A 15,639-nucleotide genomic window follows, 5' to 3' on the forward strand; every position below is an offset into this window, starting at 1 on the left:
CCGCCACGTGAGCGTCGATCCCCTGATGACGCGACGGGGGAAGAGCATCGTCGTATCCGACCGTTTCAGACTACCGGCATGTCCAGGAGAAAAAGGGCTTCAGGGATCGTTGGGCGTAGGGAAGGCGGTGTTGAACTGGCGCTCGGCGTGATAGGAGGAACGCACCAGCGGCCCGGCGACCACCTCGGCGAAACCAAGGGCCAGGCCCCTTTCCCGCAGGGCGGCAAACTCTTTCGGGGGCAGGTAGCGGGTGACGGGATGGTGGCGGCGGCTGGGGGAGAGGTACTGACCGAGGGTCAGCAGGGAGCAACCGGCAGCGCGCAGATCGGCCATGACCGCGACGAGTTCCTCGGCGCTTTCGCCGAGTCCCGCCATGAGCCCGGATTTCAGCGGCAGGTCGGGGGCGAGGTGTCGGATTTCGGCGAGTACGCGCAGCGAGCGGCGGTAGTCGGCGCCCCGGCGGACATCGGCGTAAAGGCGCGGCACCGTTTCGAGATTATGGCCAATCAGGTCGGGGGCGGCTTCGACCACCTTTGCCAAGGCGTCGCGATCACCGGCGAAATCGGGAATCAGCAGTTCGATCCGGCAGCTCGGCGCCTGGCGGCGGACTTCGACCACCAGTGCCGCGAACTCTTTGGCGCCGCCGTCGGCCAGATCGTCCCGAGTGACGGAAGTGACGACGGCGTATTTCAGACCCAGTTCGGCAATGGCGGCGGCAACCCTAGCCGGTTCTTCGGGGTCGGGGGGGAGGGGCTCTCCCCGGCCGACATTGCAGAAAGTGCAGCCCCGGGTGCAGAGGTGGCCGAGAATCATGAAGCACGCGGTGCCCAGGTTCCAGCACTCCCCCTGGTTGGGGCAGGCAGCGTCCCGGCAGACGCTGTTCAATCCTCTTTCTCGGTGGTAGCGGTCGATGCGGGCGTAATTGGGGCCACTCGGCAGGCGGACCTTGAGCCAGTCAGGCTTGCGGGGAGGAGGGAGGGACATGGCGAATCCGGAGGTTGGAGAGGCAGGAAGAACGAGGCTTTAGGCGGGCCCGGCCCGGGATGTTCCGGGTCGGGCCCTGCTGTGGTTCGTCCGGTTCTTGACGATGAAGTCAGCTTTTCCAGTGGATGCAGGCTACGGGACAGGCATCCATTGTTTCTTGAATGGCCTCTTCGCTCGCGCCTTTGGGGTCGTAGACCTCGGCGAGCCCGTCGTCGTTCATGCGGAAAACATCGGGCAGAGTATCCGCGCAGAGGTTGCAGCTGATGCAGGCGTCCTGATCCACATAGGGAATTCTGGCCATCTCGACCTCCTTTTCAGGCGGGCTCGAAATCTTCCTTGCCGGCGCCGCACTGAGGGCAGACCCAGTGCTCCGGCAGTTCGGCGAAAGGGGTTCCGGGAGGGACGCCGTTGCCGGGATCCCCTTCGGCGGGATCGTAGACATAACCGCAGATGACGCAACGATAGGATGCCATGGACTTCCTCCTCGGGATAAGCCCGGTCAGATCATCTTGACCAGAGCCTTGACGGCCTTTTCAATCCCTTCGGCCGCTTCGCTGATGTGCCCCGCCAGCATGTAGGCCGGGGTGGTGACGAGCTTGTTTTCCTTGTCGATCACGCATTCGGTCACCGGGCAGTTGACATGCTCGGCGCCCATGGCGGTCAGGGCCTGAGCGGTGCCTTCATCGTTGCCGATGGTCAGCTTGTGGGTGACCTTGTCGCTGCCGAGCACCCGGGCCACGATTGCCGGGGAGATGCAGATCGCGCCTAGGGGCTTGCGCTCGGTCAGGATCTCGCGGATCAGGCGGCTGACCTCGGAATGTACCTCGCACTCGGTTCCTTTAACGGCAAAATTAGAGAGATTCTTGGCGGCGCCAAAGCCGCCGGGGAGAACCAGGGCGTCGATGTCCGCCGCCTTCACGTCTTTGATGTCGCGAATCTTGCCCCGGGCGATCCGGGCCGATTCGGCAAGGACGTTACGTTTTTCGCCGGCTGCGACATCGCCGGTGAGATGGTTGACGACATGCATCTGTTCCATGTTCGGAGCCATGCAGACCGCCTCGGCCCCGGCCCGGTCAATGGCCAGTAGGGTGATAACCGCCTCGTGAATTTCGCTGCCGTCGTACACCCCGCAGCCGGAAAGGATTACGCCTACTTTTGCCATGATCAGTAACCTCCTTGTCGCTCGAATCGATAGGACGCGGCCCCTGGCCGACACGCTGGGACGGTCGGTGGCGGAGCCTGCTTTGCTGGGAATGGAGAACCGGACGGTACGTTGCCCTGACGGGGAAGCGGGCGGGATAAAGGAGTCCCGCCCCTATGTACCGACGTCCAGCTTAAAGGGTAGAAGAAGTGCCGGGAATGTCAAGCTGTGGGCGGGCCGACCTAGCCCCCTTTGGAATAGATGACCGCCACCGCTCGGGTCGGGGCGTCGGCGATAGCGACATAACCGTGGGGTTCGGTGGAATCATAGTAAACCGAATCGCCGGGGGCGAGGGTCATGACCCGGTCGCCGTAATGGAATTCGAGAGCGCCTTCCAGCACAAAGAGGAATTCTTCCCCTTCGTGGCTGACCTGCAAGCCCTCGGCCTCTTGGCGCGGTTCGAATTCGACCAGGAAAGGTTCCATGTTGCGGTGCTTCTTGCCGAAAGCCAGGGAGTGGTAGGCGTAGGGGGGCGGGACTTCCTCCTCTCCCGGTCGACGGTACATGCGCCGACTTTCACCGGAGCGAGTGAGGATGCACTTTTCGTTATGCCCTTCTTCCTGAAAAAAGGAGTGCAGTCCGACCTTGAAGGCCTTGGAGATGCGTAGCAGGGTGCCTAAGGGGGGGATGACCTGCTCGTTTTCGATCTGTGACAGCAGGGGTTTGGAAAGGCCGGTGACATCGGCCAGATCCTGCAGGGTCATGCGCCGCTCCTGGCGCAGGCGCCGCACCTTGAAGCCGATCTGTAACTCCTTGACCTCTTCCCGAATATTTTCCATGGTGGCTACCCCATTGTTTTTTTTAAGTTTCTACCCCGGGCTGGGCGGCAAGTCAAGGCCTTTATGGGGACTGGGCGGGTGCTCCCTCCGCAGCGGGGATCTTTTCCGGCCAGGGTTGGCCCCCTTTGTGTTATCCTCGACAGAAAAGTCCGCCGCCCACCGGCGGCGAAGGGGAGCGATGGACCGTTTTCACCATGGCGGGATCGAAGGGGTCTGGTTCGATCTGGACGGCACCCTCCTGGATGTGGAGATGCGCCGCTTTATCCCGGCCTACACCCGGGGTCTCGCCGGCTATTTCGCCGACCTGGCGCCTCCGGAGAACTTCGCCGAACTGCTTCTTGCCACGACCCTGGAGCTGCTGCGCCGAGAGGACGGAGCAGGCAGCAACGAGGCTTTTTTTCTGGAGCGGGTGACCGCACCCCTGGGGATCGACGGAGAAGATTTCAAGGGGCGGCTTGCCGTCTACTGTGATGCGGAACTTGCCGCTCTGGCCCCCTTGGTGCGTCCCCACCCTTTGGCCCGGGCGGCTTTGGAGCATTGTCGCCGAGCTGGCCTGCGGGTGGTTCTTGCGACCAATCCGGTCTTCCCCCGAGCGGTCATCGAAGCGCGCATGGCCTGGGGCGGATTCGTCGACTATCCCTTTGAACTGGTGACCACCTACGAAAACAGCCGTTACTGCAAGCCCCATCCCGGCTATTTCAGCGATATTCTCGAACGCATGGGGTTAGCGCCCGACCGCTGTCTGATGATCGGCAACGATACCGAGCTCGATCTGGCGGCGCGGCGGGCTGGCGTCCCGACCTTTCTCGCCGATACCTGGCTGATCGATCGTCTGCAAGGTGCCTTCCGCGCCGACTATCGGGGGAGTCTGGCGGACCTGTGCCGGCTTGTGGATCGTCTCGGCGCTGTCGGGGGTCATTGACAGTTTTCGCTTTTTTGGCTAATCTGCTGGTGTTTCGAAGAGTTGCGTGAAGGTCGGCGGCATCCTCCGGCCCACGGGCACGCCGCGACGGCGATAACTCAACTTTTAGTTCCAGGGTGGGGAGGATTTCATGGCGAGGCTTGTGGATAATCCGGAGTTGGCTTTCCGACTGGCGCGGGCGATTGTTTCGGACATCGCCCTCTACAATCAGGACAAGGTCCGCGAAGGAATCATGAAAGACACGATTTTCGATCTGCTTTCCGAAGAGATCGAAGAGGGGCGTGAACACTTCCGCAGTCGGATCGTTCCCGATATGGAGAATTCCGACCATCTTTTCGATCGGGCTCTTGTCGATGTCATGATCAAGCAGGCTGGCAAGATCGAAAGTCCCATCTGGTAGATGGAGTCCCTTCGCCAACTGCTTTTTCCTTACGGGCGCTCGGCCGAGCGCCTCGATCGCTTCTTGGCGGAACAGCTACCGGAACTCTCCCGTTCCCAGTTGAAAATCCTGATTGACGACGGCCGGGTCCGGCTCGGCGACAAGCCGGTCAAACCCAGCCTTCGTCTTCGGGGGGGGGAGGCGGTGACGGTCGTGATCCCGCCGCCGGAGCCCGTCGCCGCCCAGCCCCAGGATCTCCCCCTGACGATTCTTTATGAGGATTCGCGCCTGATCGTGGTTGACAAACCGGCTGGTCTGGTGGTACATCCGGCCGCCGGTCATCGTGAGGGAACGCTGGTCAACGCCCTGCTTCATCACTGCCGCGACCTGGCGGGGATCGGCGGGGAACTGCGGCCGGGGATCGTCCACCGCCTCGACAAGGACACCTCGGGGGTGATGGTGGCGACCAAGGATGACGCCGCTCATCAGCATCTGGCCGCCCAGTTCAAGGTCCATTCCATCACCCGCCGCTACCTGGCCCTGATCCACGGACTGCCGACCGCCGCGTCCGGGACTATCGACCGCCCCATCGGCCGGCATCCGCTCCAGCGCAAGAAGATGAGTACGCAAAGCCGCGCCGGGCGGCGCGCCGTCACCCACTGGCGGGTTTTGCGCCGCTATGTCGCCGACGGTTTGGCTCTGGTGGAACTGGCTCTGGAAACGGGGCGCACCCACCAGATCCGCGTGCATCTTTCCGAGTTGGGCATGCCGGTGGTCGGCGATCCGGTCTACGGCGGCAGCCAACGGGGCAAGGCGCTGGTCGACCCCGAGTTGCGCGCCATGGTCCGGGCTCTGGGGCGCCAGGCTCTACATGCCCGACTGCTCGGTTTTATACACCCGGAAAGCGGCGCCTACCTGGAGTTTCAAAGCCCGCTTCCCCCGGAACTGGCCGAACTCGTCGCCTATCTCGACAACAAATACCGTCTCTCCGTCGATCCGGCGGAACAGGCTCTTTCCTTTGGAGAATCCCTTCCGTCATGAAACTCGTCAAACAGGGAAAGCTTCATTATCTGCAACCCGTCTGGGGGGAGGCCGCCGGGGTCCGTGCCGGTTTCACCACCCGTAACGGCGGCATCAGCCGTGCTCCTTACAATTCGCTCAACCTCGGTTTCAATACCGATGATCCCCGCCACAACGTGGAGGGCAACCGTTCGACTCTGGCCCGGGCTTTCGATTTGCAGCCCCATCAGTTGCTGACGGTGAAACAGGTGCATGGCACCGATGTGCTGGTGGTCGATCAGCCGAACGCCGATCTCTCCCACTTTCTGCAGGTGGAATGCGATGCGGTGATCACCAACCAGCTGGGCATGATGATCGGCGTCCTGGTGGCCGACTGCTTCCCGGTGCTTCTCTACGACCCGCTCAAGCGGGCTGCCGGCGTGGTTCATGTCGGCTGGCGGGGGGCCGCCGGCGGGATCATCGGTAAGACGGTAAAGGCCATGGCCGCAAGCTTCGGCTGCCGGGCGGCGGACCTTTCAGCCGCCGTTGGACCCGGGATCGGCGCGCACAAATATGAGGTCGACCGCCAGGTGCGCGAGGCTTTCCGGGCCGGTGCCGGCCATTGGGAAGACATCGCTGACGAGGTGTCTTTGGGCAAATGGCATCTTGATCTGCGCCGCGCCTGCCTGTTGCAACTGGCTGAAGCGGGAGTGCCGGAAAGTGCCGTCGACGTGGCTGAGGAATGCACCTGTTGCCATCGCGAAATGCTCTTCTCCTACCGCCGGGATGGCGGAAAGACCGGTCGCCAGATGGGTTTCGTTCTCCTTGCTTGATCTTCCGCTCCCTGCCGAATCTCCGCCGGCGTGGTAAGCGCCGGCGGATTCAGTAAATTCCCCACAGAAAAATACCTGTTTTCCCCTATTGTGCATAAGGACCAGTCTGCATTAGATTGAAATCTCCCTTATGTTTCCCGGCCATTTTTACCGCGAACAAAGAGAGGTTTTTCTTGCCCGCCCAGAATCTTTCGATGCGACGTTTCGCGGCCGGCAAGTTCACTCCGCCGACTTTCGACCCGTCTCGGCATTTGCCGCGGGACCGGATTCTCGCGGTGTTGCGTCAGGCCGACACGCGTGGCCGGCGGATCTTTTTCCTCTATGGGCGGGCCGGACAGGGCAAGACCACCCTGGCGTGCGAATCCCTGAAGGAATGTGCCGCGCCCTTTGTCTGGTTTCAGGTTGAGGAGGAAGATCGTGATCCGCTCGTCTTCTGTGCCGCGCTCCTTGAGGCTCTGCGGCAGGCGCTGCCGGACTTTCGCGCTTCGCTTCTGGAAGCCATGCTCGACAAGGGGGAGTTGTCTTCCGGCGATGCGGGCCGGGCCGCCGAGCTGCTCACCGCCGCGCTTTCCGGTTTTCTTTCCAGCCCATTTTTTCTGGTTTTCGACAATCTGCATCTGATCGATGGCGCCCCTCCCAGTCTCACCTTCTTTTCTTCCCTGCTCCAATTTCTGCCCGGTGATGCCCGGGTTCTGGGCCTCTCCCGCTGGGCTTTGCCGCTGCCCCTGGAAAAAAAACGTCTACTGATTCTGGATAATGAGGCGTTGGCCCTGAACCGACAGGAGACGGTTGCACTCTACGATCGGCTTTTTGCCCTGGCTCCGGCGGGCGAGATTCTGGATCTGGCGGTGCGCCGTAGCGAAGGCTGGATCTTGGGTCTGATGTTGATCGGGCAGACTCTGGCCCGTTTCGGGGAAAATGCCGTGCGCGACCGGTTGCACGGAATGGCCAGTCAGGGGTGGGAACAGGTCGAGGAGTTCTTTGATGACGAAGTTCTCGGCGGCCTTGATCGTCAGAGACGACACGGCCTGCTGCGTCTCGCCTACTTTGACGAGCTGCCGTTGCCGCTCATCGCTCGGGTGGCCGGCGACGGGGGCATGCCGGAGACCCTGGCCGAACTCGCTCGGCTCAACCTCTTTGTGCGCTCCGGAGCGGATGGCCAGTCCTATGTTTTGCATCATCTTTTACGCGACAGGCTGCGCCAGCTGGCGCAGCGCGAACTCTCCGCGGAGGAGTGGCGAGCGGTGCCGGCGTGCGGCGGACGCTGGTATCTCGAAGAGGGCCGGATCGAGGAGGCCTTGGCCTGTTTCGCCGAAGCCCGGGATTATGTTGCCTGTGAGGCGCTGCTTAAGGATTACGGCTTGGACCTGCTGGGGAAAAACCGGCTGAAAACCCTGGAAACGGCCCTGGAAACGGTTCCCGAAGCGGTCATGGGCAAGCATGCCGTCTTCGCCTTTTTTTACGGTATGAGCTTGATGGAAAGCCAGCCGGATCAGGCCTATGCCCTGCTGGAACAGGCCCGGAAATGTTTTTCCGCAAACCGAGAAGGACGCGGGGAGCTGTTGGCTTCGGCCCAGCTTGTCCTCTTTCATGTGTTCATCGATGGCCGTTTCAATTGTATTGTTCCGCTTCTCGACCGTGCCGAAACGCTTTTGGCCGACATGGAGTCGACGCTGCCGCCGGTCATGCTTATTCAGGTTTCTCATGCCCTGGCGACGGGACACTATTTTCTTTACAGCGACGGCGAAGCCGTGCCGCGCCACGCCGTTCGCGCTTCAGATCTGGCAAAAAGATACGGTTACGACAATCTGCTGGCGGGAATTACCATTATCCAGGGGTATCACTACGCGGTGCGGGGGCAGTGGGAGAGTTTCCTCGTCAAGGCCGAAGAGGCCCAACGCCTGATCGCCAACCCCCGGGTCAGTTCCCTGCATCGCCTCTTTCTGCGACTGATGCAGCTTAACCTGCTCAGTCTGCAAGGGGATCTCGTCAACTACCACCGTCGGCGCGCCGTCATTGAAGAGGCTTTCAGCCGCGATCTGCTGGTCAAGACCACCCTCGGCCCGCTGTTCTGGGTCCTCGACATCGATATCGCTCTTGCCGAGGGACGCCTTGAGGATGCCATGACCTTTGTCCAGATGGGTCTGGACTCGAGTTACGCTGCCGGCAACCCCCATCTGCGCGGCATGTATCGCCAATACCAAGCCTTTCTTCTGGCCCAGGCGGAGCGTCGGACGGAAGCCCTGGCGGCGGTTGATGAAGCCTTGGCCCTGCGCGACGAGGCCGGAGGACGCCTCTTTACCGCGATCAATCGGATGATTCTCGGCGCGACCTGTGCCCGCATCGGCGAGCCGGAGCGGGCTGAACTTCTTCTCGGAGAGGCCATCCGGATCTGCGAAGGTCTCGATGAACACTTCACGCGGATCGGCGCCCTGGCTTTCCGCGGACTGTTGCGCCTTTCCCTCGGGCGCGCCGCCGAGGCCGCCGAGGATATCCGGGGAGCCATGGTTGGGCTTCGGGACAATCATCTGTATCATTTCTACTTGGCCACGCCGACCCTGTTGCAGGAATTCCTGGCAGCCGCCGGCCGTCTCGGTATGGAGGTCGAAACCGCCCGCGCCATCGCCGCCCGCCAGCTCGACCTGGTTCTGCTCGACAAAGGCAAGATGTTGCCCCGGCTGTGCATTCGAACCCTAGGGCCGCTGGTGATGCGCCTCGATTCCCGCATGGAACTGCGGGACGGGGTTTGGAGCCCGGCGCAGCGGACCTTCTGGGCACTGCTCTTGGCGGCGAAGGATCAGTCGCTTCCCCAAGAGCGGATGCAGCATGGGCTTTGGCCGGAGAGTCCGGCGGACCGGTCGCGGGCCAGTTTCGATACTCTTTTGTCCCGCTTGCGGCGGGTGCTTGATGCCGCCTGCCATCCCCTTTCCGCCAAGAACTACCTCGCCCTCCAACGCGGCGTCTTGGCCCTGCACAACTGTCATCTCGACGACGCAGATTTTTCCGAAGAAATCCTGACCAGTTTGCGTCTGCTTCGCCGGGGGCGGGACTGGCAGGCGGGAAACCATCTCCATCGCGCCCTGCGCCTCTGGAGGGGGGGATATCTGAGCCAGGTCGCGGCCGAGGACGAGCAGCTGCTGGCGCGGCGGGCGAAACTGGAACGTCTCTACCTTCAGGGGGCGCTGGTCTGGGGGCAGCTTCTGGTCGCCGAGGGCCGCGACGGCGAGGCCATCGAGTTTCTCAATGAAGCCTTGCGCGTCGATCCTACCCAGCATGATCTGGTCCGGGCTCTGTATGACCTGCACAGCCGAAACTGTTCTCCGGCAGGGGCGCGGCGGGTTCTGGAACAGTACCGCAAGGCCCTTGCTCGGGCCGATTACGATCCCGATGAAATCACCGCCATCGTCGAGTCTCTCTGGGCAACGCGGTTGGAAAAAGACGAGGGCTTGTGAAAAAAGGGAGCTGAAGAAATGAGCAAGCGGTAAGAAATTTGTCAGATGGTTGCTGTATGGTGAAAAAGTAAATGACCAAAATGCTCATCTGAAGGAGCGGCAATGGGAAAATCCTGTCCTTATGTGAAACGTTGCGCATTTTTTGCCAACTATGGCCGCCGGACGAGCCGCACCTGGAAAAACCTGGTGGCGCTTTACTGTCAGGGGGAGCTCTGTAGCCACTGCACCCTTTATCGTCAGTTGGCCGAGGGTCGTCAGCCCCAGGAAAGCGATCTGTTACCCACCGGCGAGCCGGTTCCTCTTCCCTTTCATGCCCTGCCTTGAAGGGGGGAATGTCTCCTCGGGACGCTCTAACATGACGGAAAGCCGCCCATGAGTACGGGGATTCTCTACGTCGACGATCACGAAATCTTTCACGAATGCATGCGCCAGATGTTCAATCAGCGCAGCGACATGCAGATTCTTGCCATCGCCGGTAACGGTCAGACAGCGGTGCGTCTTGCCGCCGAACTGCGTCCCGATGTGATCGTCATGGATGTGCGCCTGCCCGGGCTCAACGGCATTGAAGCGACCCGCAAGATTCTCGCTACCCAGCCCCGTGCCCGGATCCTTGGCCTCTCTGGCTTTACCGACCGGCAGACGGTGCTGTCGATGATCAAGGCCGGTGCCCGGGGTTATGTGGTCAAGGATGCCGCCTTCGGTGAACTGATTCAAGCCATTCAGGCGGTTGTCACCGGGAAGATGTACCTCAGCCCCGGTATCACCTCGGTTATGCTTGAGGATCTGATCGCGCCGGCCCACGCCGACGGCGGCGCCGCCGGGCTGCTGCTGAGCCGCCGCGAGGAAGAGGTGCTGCGACTGGCGGTGGACGGCTTCTCGTCCAAGGATATCGCCGACCATCTCAGGCTCAGTCCGAAAACGATCGAAACCCATCGGGCGCGGATTATGAAGAAACTGGGGCTGAAGACCTTCGCCGATCTGGTCAAGTATGCGGTACGCGAGGGGATGACCAGCGCCTAATCGAAAAAATCAGGGATTTCCCCACAGAAAAATACACAATACTCCGGATTGTATTGAAGAGACGGAATGACTTAAGATTGACCTGTCCGGCAGATTAAGGGTTTGTTTCGGGAGTTTCCGTCTCTCTTCCCGGAAACCAGGCTGCATGAACCGGATTAAAATTGGCTTTCGGGCCGCTTTGGCGTTATCCGCAGGAGGGGATGGCGCGCGACGTGAGGTAACTTACGTTGCGCGCCATTTTTTTTATGCGCGATGAGCGGTTCTGTTACCGGGTTATTTTTTCCAGAAGGAGGGAAAGAGCAGTACCAGGACGGTAAAGAGTTCCAGTCGGCCGAGGAGCATGCAGCAGGTCAACACCCCTTTGCCGAAGGAAGAGACGTGGGCGAAGTTATCCATCGGCCCGACGGAACCGAGTCCCGGACCGATATTGCCGAGGGTGGCGATGACGGCGGTCGCCGCCGACAGGATGTCCATGCCGGTGGCGGTCATGAGCAGCGAGGCGCCGACGAAAATCCCCAAATAGAGGGCAAAAAAACCGAGAATCGCCTGCATGACGTCGCGGTCCACCGGCGTTTCTCCGAGTTTAACCAAGCGCACCGCCTTGGGGTGGATGAGCTTGAAAAGCTGGTTGCGCACATGTTTGAACAGGAGAAGGATGCGGGCCACCTTTACGGATCCGCTGGTGGAACCGGCGCAGCCGCCGACGAACATGAGCAGCACCAGCAGGAATTGGGCGGGCAATGGCCAGAGTTCGAAGTCGGCGGTGCCGAAGCCGGTGGTGGTCAGGATCGAGGCGACCTGGAAGGCGCTGTAGCGGAGGTTTTCCGGCAGCGAGGCGTAGGCCGTTCCCTGGTTGAAATAGACCAAGGCCGCGATGGCGCCCAAGGTGATGGCGAGATAGAGACGGAACTCTTCGTTGCGGAAAAACTCCCGGGGCCGCCCGCGCAGGGCATGATAGTGGAGGGAGAAGTTGATCCCGGCGAGGAACATGAAGAGGGTGATGATGCCGTCGATATAGGCGCTGTCGTAGGCCGCCACCGAGGTGTTGCGGGTGGAAAAGCCCCCAGTCGCGAGGGTGGCGAAGGCGTGGCAGAGGGCTTCGTAAAAGTTCATCCCGCCGAGCATGAGCAGCAGCGTCTGGGTGGCGGTGAGCAGCAGATAGACCCCCCAGAGGAGTTTGGCGGTATCCTGGATGCGGGGTTTAAGGCGATCGGCGGTGGGACCGGGAACCTCGGCTTTGAAGAGCTGCATGCCGCCGACCCCGAGCATCGGCAGGATCGCCAGGGAGAGGACGATGATCCCCATTCCCCCAAGCCAATGGGTGAGGGCACGCCAGAAGAGGATGCTCTCCGGCAACCCTTCGATCACCTTGAGTATGGTCGAGCCGGTGGTGGTGAAACCGCTCATGGTTTCGAAGACGGCGTCTAGGGGCGAAGGGATGGCGCCGCTCAGAACGAAGGGAAGAGCGCCGAAGAGGGCGTAGAAAAGCCAGCCGAAGGTGACGATGGCGAAGCCTTCCCGTACCGAGAATTCCGTGCCGCCCCGGCAGCCCTTGAAGAGCAACAGACCGACCGCCAGGGAGGTGCTGGAAGAGAGCAGAAAAGCATCGGCGGCGCCGTCGGCGAAATAGAGGGAAAAGGGAATCGGCGTCAACAAGGCTCCGCCGAGAAAGAGGAGCAGAGCGCCGAGAATGCGCAGCGTGGCCAGGGCGTTCATCTACTCGAAGAACCTTTCGATTTTTCCCAGGGCTTCGGGCAGGGCAAAGATAACGACGCGATCCCCCGCATGCAGATGACAGTCCCCGGTGGGGATAGTATAGGTCTCGCCGTGCATCACCGCGCCGATGATCGCCCCGGCGGGGAAATGCAGCTTGCGCAGGGGGATGTCGATTTTTTTGCTGTCCGGCTTGACCAGAATCTCCATGACTTCGGCGTTGCTTCCTTCGATGGCCGCCAGGGAGATGACGCCGCCGCGCCGTACGTATTTGAGGATGGCTCCGGCGGCGGCCTGGCGGGGAGAAACGCAGGCATCGATGCCGAGGGAGGGGGCGAGATTGAGCAACTCCGGCTTGTTGACCAGGGACAGGCTGCGCTGTGCGCCGTGCTGCTTGGCGAGAAGGGAGCAGAGGATGTTGCTTTCGTCGTTGTCGGTAACGGCGATGAAGATGTCGGCGCCTTCCACTCCCTCGTCAAGCAGGGTGCGGATATCGGTGCCGTCGGTGTTGATGACCAGGGTGCGATTGAGTTTGGCGCTTAGGCGCTCGCAGCGTTTTTCATCCTGATCGATGAGGCGTACCGCGAAGCCCATGGTTTCCAGTTCCTGGGCGACGTGCAGGCCGATGTTGCCGCCGCCGAGAATGAACGCTCGGGCGCCGCCGCGTTTCTTCCCCTGTTGCTGTTGCAGCAGATATTGAATGGCCGGCAGATCCTTGCGGTGGGCGACGATGAAGATGCTGTCGCCGGCGAGAATGCGATCGTCGCCCCGGGGGATGATGGTCTGCCCGGCGCGGCTGATGGCGGTGATGACGAAGCGGTAGATGCCGCGAACCTCTCCCAATTCCCGTAGGGTCAGGTCGCACAGGGGACTGCCCTCGTTGATCCGGTAGCCGAGAAACTGGATCTGCCCTTCGGCGAATTCGGCCACGTCAAAAGCGCCGGCGCGGCAGGCGATCTGCACGATCTCCTCGGCGACGGCGTCGTCCGGGTTGATGAGCAGATCGATGCCGAGTTTCTCCTTGGAAAGAATCGCTCCTTGTCCGGTGTATTCGATGCTCTTCACCCGGGCGACACGGGTCGGCACCTGATATTCCCGGGCGAGCAGGCAGGCGAGGATGTTGACCTCGTCGAGGTCGGTGACGGCGATGAAGATATCCGCGTCCTTGATCCCCGCCTGCTCCAGGACCTCGGCGCTGGCGCCGTTGCCGTGAATCCCCAGGACATTGAGCCGGTCCGCCGCTTTGCCGAGATACTCCGGGTTGCGGTCGATCAGGGTGACTTCGTGTCCTTCGAAGGCAAGGCGCTCGCAGAGGAAGTAGCCGACCTGACCGACGCCGACAATCAGAATTTTCATAGAAATGCACGTTTCCCGGCGGAATATGGTTCACTATGGAGCGTTTCGAAATGCCTGATAGATCGCACAAAACGAAAAAATGCGCAAGACTTGACAAAAGCATTGGGGGGGCCTTGCCCGCACGGGTGCCTTTGACTACAATGCAGCAACGTGTTCAACAAAGAGGAAAACCATGGAGCCGTTTTTTGATGTGACCGAAGAGGACGAGCGCCGCGAGCGGGAAAAGGCCCGTGAACTGCGCCAAAGCCGCTGGTGGAAGAACCGCATTGCCGGCGGCATCTGCCATTACTGCGGAATGAAGGTGGCGCCGAAAGATCTGACTCTCGACCATCTGGTGCCCGTCTCTCGCGGTGGTAAAAGTACCAAGAGCAATTGCGTGCCGGCCTGCAAGAGCTGTAATAACCAGAAAAAAAACCTGCTGCCCATGGAATGGGAGAAGTACCTCGCCGGCCTGCAACGGGAGAATACCGAGTAGTTTTTGGACATTCCCTGGTCAGGCGCTGGCTTTTTCCGGTTTTTTCGCTACGAGAACGATTTTGTTGCTGGAGTCGAGGGCGCCCGAGCGATTCAGTTCGACAAGCTCCAGACCGAGTCTTTCGATCAGTTCCGTCAGTTGCCGGACGGTGAAGATCTGCTTGTGGCGGAAGGGTTTGGGGGAATAGAGGGAGTTGAGAAAGAGGGGGTTGGCGCCGTTGCTGAGGCGATAGGACCACTCGCTGATCCTGTAGTAGAGGGAGTCTCGCGAGGGGGTGTCGAGAAAGAGCAGGCCACCGGGGCGCATGACCCGGATGGCGTCGCGCAGTGTCTCCACGGGAAAATTGAGGTGTTCCAAGGTGTCCCAGAGGGTCACCACCGCGAAGCGCCCGGCATGACGTTCCTGCCAGTAGGGGTGATCGATGGTTTCGGCGCGCAGCTGCAAGCGGTATTTTTCCTCCGCGAACTGGCGAAAGACAAGCTGCGGTTCGATGCCGAAGGGGATCGCCCCGGTCCCTTCGAGCAAATGCCCGAAGAGACCGACGCCGGCGCCGATATCGAGGCATTCCGTCTCGTGCAGGGGGGTGTGGTGAGCAACTAGGTCCAGTCGCCGCTCCAGTTGGGGGCGATTTTTTTTGAGCTGTTTTTCGATGAAGTTCCAGGCGACCACGTCAAGGGTGCGGATTTCCGTTTCCGGCTGGTCGCCGGGCATGACATCAAGTTGGGTGATGAAGTGGAAATCACAAGCGGCGCAGACCTGAATGGTCGTGGCTTTCAGGCGGTAGCGCGGGGCGGCGGCCGCCGCCCCACAGAGTTTGCAGCGCTGGAAATCGTACGGTTCAGTATCCATGGGGTCGGTAGTCGGGGTTGAAGGCCAGCCGCACCTGATTCATGCGGCGCGGCTCGTAGAGGCTGATATGGGGGGGCTGCCAGCGGCCCTCCTCCTGGGTGCATCGGGCGCTGATCAAGTAGCCGTTATCCAGCAGATAAACCTGGTCGTGGTAGGCCTCGCCCGGGCCGTCGGCAGCGAATTCATCATGAAGCAAGGTCGCCGCGTCGTCTCCGCCTAGAGCGTCAATGAAGGTGTCGACTAGGTGTTCCCCTGCTTCCGCGGGACCGAGAAGTTTGAAAAAGACCTGAAAGAGTTCTTCCTGGTAATAGGTGTAGACGGGAGCGGAAATCTCGATCCCGCCGATGTGGGTCAGGTCGCTGGATTTTTTGTAGTAGGCCACCGCCTGGGTCGGCGTGCGATGGAACAGCGCGGTTTTTCCGACGGCGCAGGGGCCGGCGGTGCAGAGCATGTCCCCCCGGGGTGCTTCGCCAAAGGCGAAGGTTGAAAAGGGATCGTTGTCCACCTCCGCCTGGGCGAGTCCGGTAGCAAGCAGCAGATAGAGCAAGAACAGTAGCGACGGCAATATTTTCATGGTTCCCTCCTCTGGGGAAAGAGTTGTACTCTCTCAAGGCATAGCATCCAAATTCACAGTACTACATTCTAACCCCTCGGTGCCCGGCTGTAAATGGACAAGT

Annotated in this window: 17 protein-coding genes; 8 read left to right on the forward strand and 9 right to left on the reverse strand. The window is 61.1% G+C overall.

Translation table 11 applies throughout. The features are described from left to right. Positions 1–99: 99 nt before the first annotated feature. The 5 genes from lipA to RBR25_RS02340 form a co-directional block, all read right to left on the reverse strand. A complete protein-coding gene (gene lipA, locus RBR25_RS02320) occupies positions 100–984 on the reverse strand; it encodes a lipoyl synthase (protein WP_432817911.1) in 885 nt (294 codons plus the stop codon). 109 nt (positions 985–1,093) lie between these two features. Then, the gene (locus RBR25_RS02325; protein WP_432817912.1) at positions 1,094–1,285 is read right to left on the reverse strand and encodes a ferredoxin; all 192 of its coding nucleotides are present in this window, start codon (positions 1,283–1,285) and stop codon (positions 1,094–1,096) included. Between the two features lie 13 nt (positions 1,286–1,298). Next, on the reverse strand, positions 1,299–1,457 hold the full coding sequence (gene rd / locus RBR25_RS02330; RefSeq protein ID WP_432817913.1) for a rubredoxin: 159 nt from the start codon (positions 1,455–1,457) through the stop codon (positions 1,299–1,301). A gap of 26 nt (positions 1,458–1,483) precedes the next feature. After that, positions 1,484–2,146 carry an isoprenoid biosynthesis glyoxalase ElbB gene (elbB, locus tag RBR25_RS02335; protein ID WP_432817914.1) on the reverse strand — a complete coding sequence of 221 codons (663 nt, stop codon included), beginning with the start codon at positions 2,144–2,146 and terminating at the stop codon, positions 1,484–1,486. Positions 2,147–2,367: 221 nt separating this feature from the next. After that, the gene (locus RBR25_RS02340; RefSeq protein WP_432817915.1) at positions 2,368–2,964 is read right to left on the reverse strand and encodes a helix-turn-helix domain-containing protein; all 597 of its coding nucleotides are present in this window, start codon (positions 2,962–2,964) and stop codon (positions 2,368–2,370) included. A gap of 178 nt (positions 2,965–3,142) precedes the next feature. Here RBR25_RS02340 and RBR25_RS02345 point away from each other — a divergent pair, with 178 nt between their 5' ends. The 7 genes from RBR25_RS02345 to RBR25_RS02375 all read left to right on the forward strand — a co-directional run bounded on the left by RBR25_RS02345 (position 3,143) and on the right by RBR25_RS02375 (position 10,569). After that, positions 3,143–3,886, forward strand: coding sequence for an HAD family hydrolase (locus RBR25_RS02345; RefSeq protein WP_432817916.1), 744 nt, complete (start codon positions 3,143–3,145; stop codon positions 3,884–3,886). 130 nt (positions 3,887–4,016) lie between these two features. Then, the gene (locus tag RBR25_RS02350; RefSeq protein WP_432817917.1) at positions 4,017–4,286 is read left to right on the forward strand and encodes a hypothetical protein; all 270 of its coding nucleotides are present in this window, start codon (positions 4,017–4,019) and stop codon (positions 4,284–4,286) included. After that, a complete protein-coding gene (locus RBR25_RS02355; RefSeq protein WP_432817918.1) occupies positions 4,287–5,306 on the forward strand; it encodes an RluA family pseudouridine synthase in 1,020 nt (339 codons plus the stop codon). Further along, positions 5,303–6,097: a peptidoglycan editing factor PgeF gene (gene pgeF, locus RBR25_RS02360; RefSeq protein ID WP_432817919.1), complete on the forward strand. Its 795-nt coding sequence runs from the start codon at positions 5,303–5,305 to the stop codon at positions 6,095–6,097. Before RBR25_RS02355 ends, pgeF begins: the two co-directional genes overlap by 4 nt. Positions 6,098–6,291: 194 nt before the next feature. Further along, on the forward strand, positions 6,292–9,549 hold the full coding sequence (locus RBR25_RS02365) for an AAA family ATPase (protein ID WP_432817920.1): 3,258 nt from the start codon (positions 6,292–6,294) through the stop codon (positions 9,547–9,549). Positions 9,550–9,651: 102 nt separating this feature from the next. Continuing rightward, positions 9,652–9,873, forward strand: a complete 222-nt coding sequence (locus tag RBR25_RS02370) for a hypothetical protein (RefSeq protein ID WP_432817921.1) — start codon at positions 9,652–9,654, stop codon at positions 9,871–9,873. 48 nt (positions 9,874–9,921) lie between these two features. Beyond that, positions 9,922–10,569, forward strand: a complete 648-nt coding sequence (locus RBR25_RS02375) for a response regulator (RefSeq protein ID WP_432817922.1) — start codon at positions 9,922–9,924, stop codon at positions 10,567–10,569. 273 nt (positions 10,570–10,842) lie between these two features. Here RBR25_RS02375 and RBR25_RS02380 read toward each other — a convergent pair whose 3' ends face one another. After that, a complete protein-coding gene (locus tag RBR25_RS02380; protein WP_432817923.1) occupies positions 10,843–12,285 on the reverse strand; it encodes a TrkH family potassium uptake protein in 1,443 nt (480 codons plus the stop codon). Then, on the reverse strand, positions 12,286–13,638 hold the full coding sequence (trkA, locus tag RBR25_RS02385; RefSeq protein ID WP_432817924.1) for a Trk system potassium transporter TrkA: 1,353 nt from the start codon (positions 13,636–13,638) through the stop codon (positions 12,286–12,288). Between the two features lie 172 nt (positions 13,639–13,810). Here trkA and RBR25_RS02390 point away from each other — a divergent pair, with 172 nt between their 5' ends. Continuing rightward, the gene (locus RBR25_RS02390; protein ID WP_432817925.1) at positions 13,811–14,113 is read left to right on the forward strand and encodes an HNH endonuclease; all 303 of its coding nucleotides are present in this window, start codon (positions 13,811–13,813) and stop codon (positions 14,111–14,113) included. An 18-nt stretch (positions 14,114–14,131) separates the two neighbouring features. On the opposite strand, the gene RBR25_RS02395 is transcribed toward RBR25_RS02390, so the two are convergent. Both RBR25_RS02395 and RBR25_RS02400 read right to left on the reverse strand, forming a co-directional pair. Next, positions 14,132–14,962 carry a class I SAM-dependent methyltransferase gene (locus RBR25_RS02395; RefSeq protein ID WP_432817926.1) on the reverse strand — a complete coding sequence of 277 codons (831 nt, stop codon included), beginning with the start codon at positions 14,960–14,962 and terminating at the stop codon, positions 14,132–14,134. Next, positions 14,952–15,536, reverse strand: a complete 585-nt coding sequence (locus tag RBR25_RS02400; RefSeq protein WP_432817927.1) for a hypothetical protein — start codon at positions 15,534–15,536, stop codon at positions 14,952–14,954. The genes RBR25_RS02395 and RBR25_RS02400 overlap by 11 nt, the downstream gene beginning before the upstream one ends. Positions 15,537–15,639 lie beyond the last annotated feature (103 nt).

It is taken from the genome of Trichloromonas sp., assembly GCF_034006665.1.
GTDB lineage: Bacteria > Desulfobacterota > Desulfuromonadia > Desulfuromonadales > Trichloromonadaceae > Trichloromonas.

What these genes read in the sequence shown, in the direction of transcription:
- lipA (WP_432817911.1), bottom strand. Translation starts at nt 984, where the DNA reads ATGTCCCTCCCTCCTCCCCGCAAGCCTGACTGGCTCAAGGTCCGCCTG.
- RBR25_RS02325 (WP_432817912.1), bottom strand. Translation starts at nt 1,285, where the DNA reads ATGGCCAGAATTCCCTATGTGGATCAGGACGCCTGCATCAGCTGCAAC.
- rd (WP_432817913.1), bottom strand. Translation starts at nt 1,457, where the DNA reads ATGGCATCCTATCGTTGCGTCATCTGCGGTTATGTCTACGATCCCGCC.
- elbB (WP_432817914.1), bottom strand. Translation starts at nt 2,146, where the DNA reads ATGGCAAAAGTAGGCGTAATCCTTTCCGGCTGCGGGGTGTACGACGGC.
- RBR25_RS02340 (WP_432817915.1), bottom strand. Translation starts at nt 2,964, where the DNA reads ATGGAAAATATTCGGGAAGAGGTCAAGGAGTTACAGATCGGCTTCAAG.
- RBR25_RS02345 (WP_432817916.1), top strand. Translation starts at nt 3,143, where the DNA reads ATGGACCGTTTTCACCATGGCGGGATCGAAGGGGTCTGGTTCGATCTG.
- RBR25_RS02350 (WP_432817917.1), top strand. Translation starts at nt 4,017, where the DNA reads ATGGCGAGGCTTGTGGATAATCCGGAGTTGGCTTTCCGACTGGCGCGG.
- RBR25_RS02355 (WP_432817918.1), top strand. Translation starts at nt 4,287, where the DNA reads ATGGAGTCCCTTCGCCAACTGCTTTTTCCTTACGGGCGCTCGGCCGAG.
- pgeF (WP_432817919.1), top strand. Translation starts at nt 5,303, where the DNA reads ATGAAACTCGTCAAACAGGGAAAGCTTCATTATCTGCAACCCGTCTGG.
- RBR25_RS02365 (WP_432817920.1), top strand. Translation starts at nt 6,292, where the DNA reads ATGCGACGTTTCGCGGCCGGCAAGTTCACTCCGCCGACTTTCGACCCG.
- RBR25_RS02370 (WP_432817921.1), top strand. Translation starts at nt 9,652, where the DNA reads ATGGGAAAATCCTGTCCTTATGTGAAACGTTGCGCATTTTTTGCCAAC.
- RBR25_RS02375 (WP_432817922.1), top strand. Translation starts at nt 9,922, where the DNA reads ATGAGTACGGGGATTCTCTACGTCGACGATCACGAAATCTTTCACGAA.
- RBR25_RS02380 (WP_432817923.1), bottom strand. Translation starts at nt 12,285, where the DNA reads ATGAACGCCCTGGCCACGCTGCGCATTCTCGGCGCTCTGCTCCTCTTT.
- trkA (WP_432817924.1), bottom strand. Translation starts at nt 13,638, where the DNA reads ATGAAAATTCTGATTGTCGGCGTCGGTCAGGTCGGCTACTTCCTCTGC.
- RBR25_RS02390 (WP_432817925.1), top strand. Translation starts at nt 13,811, where the DNA reads ATGGAGCCGTTTTTTGATGTGACCGAAGAGGACGAGCGCCGCGAGCGG.
- RBR25_RS02395 (WP_432817926.1), bottom strand. Translation starts at nt 14,962, where the DNA reads ATGGATACTGAACCGTACGATTTCCAGCGCTGCAAACTCTGTGGGGCG.
- RBR25_RS02400 (WP_432817927.1), bottom strand. Translation starts at nt 15,536, where the DNA reads ATGAAAATATTGCCGTCGCTACTGTTCTTGCTCTATCTGCTGCTTGCT.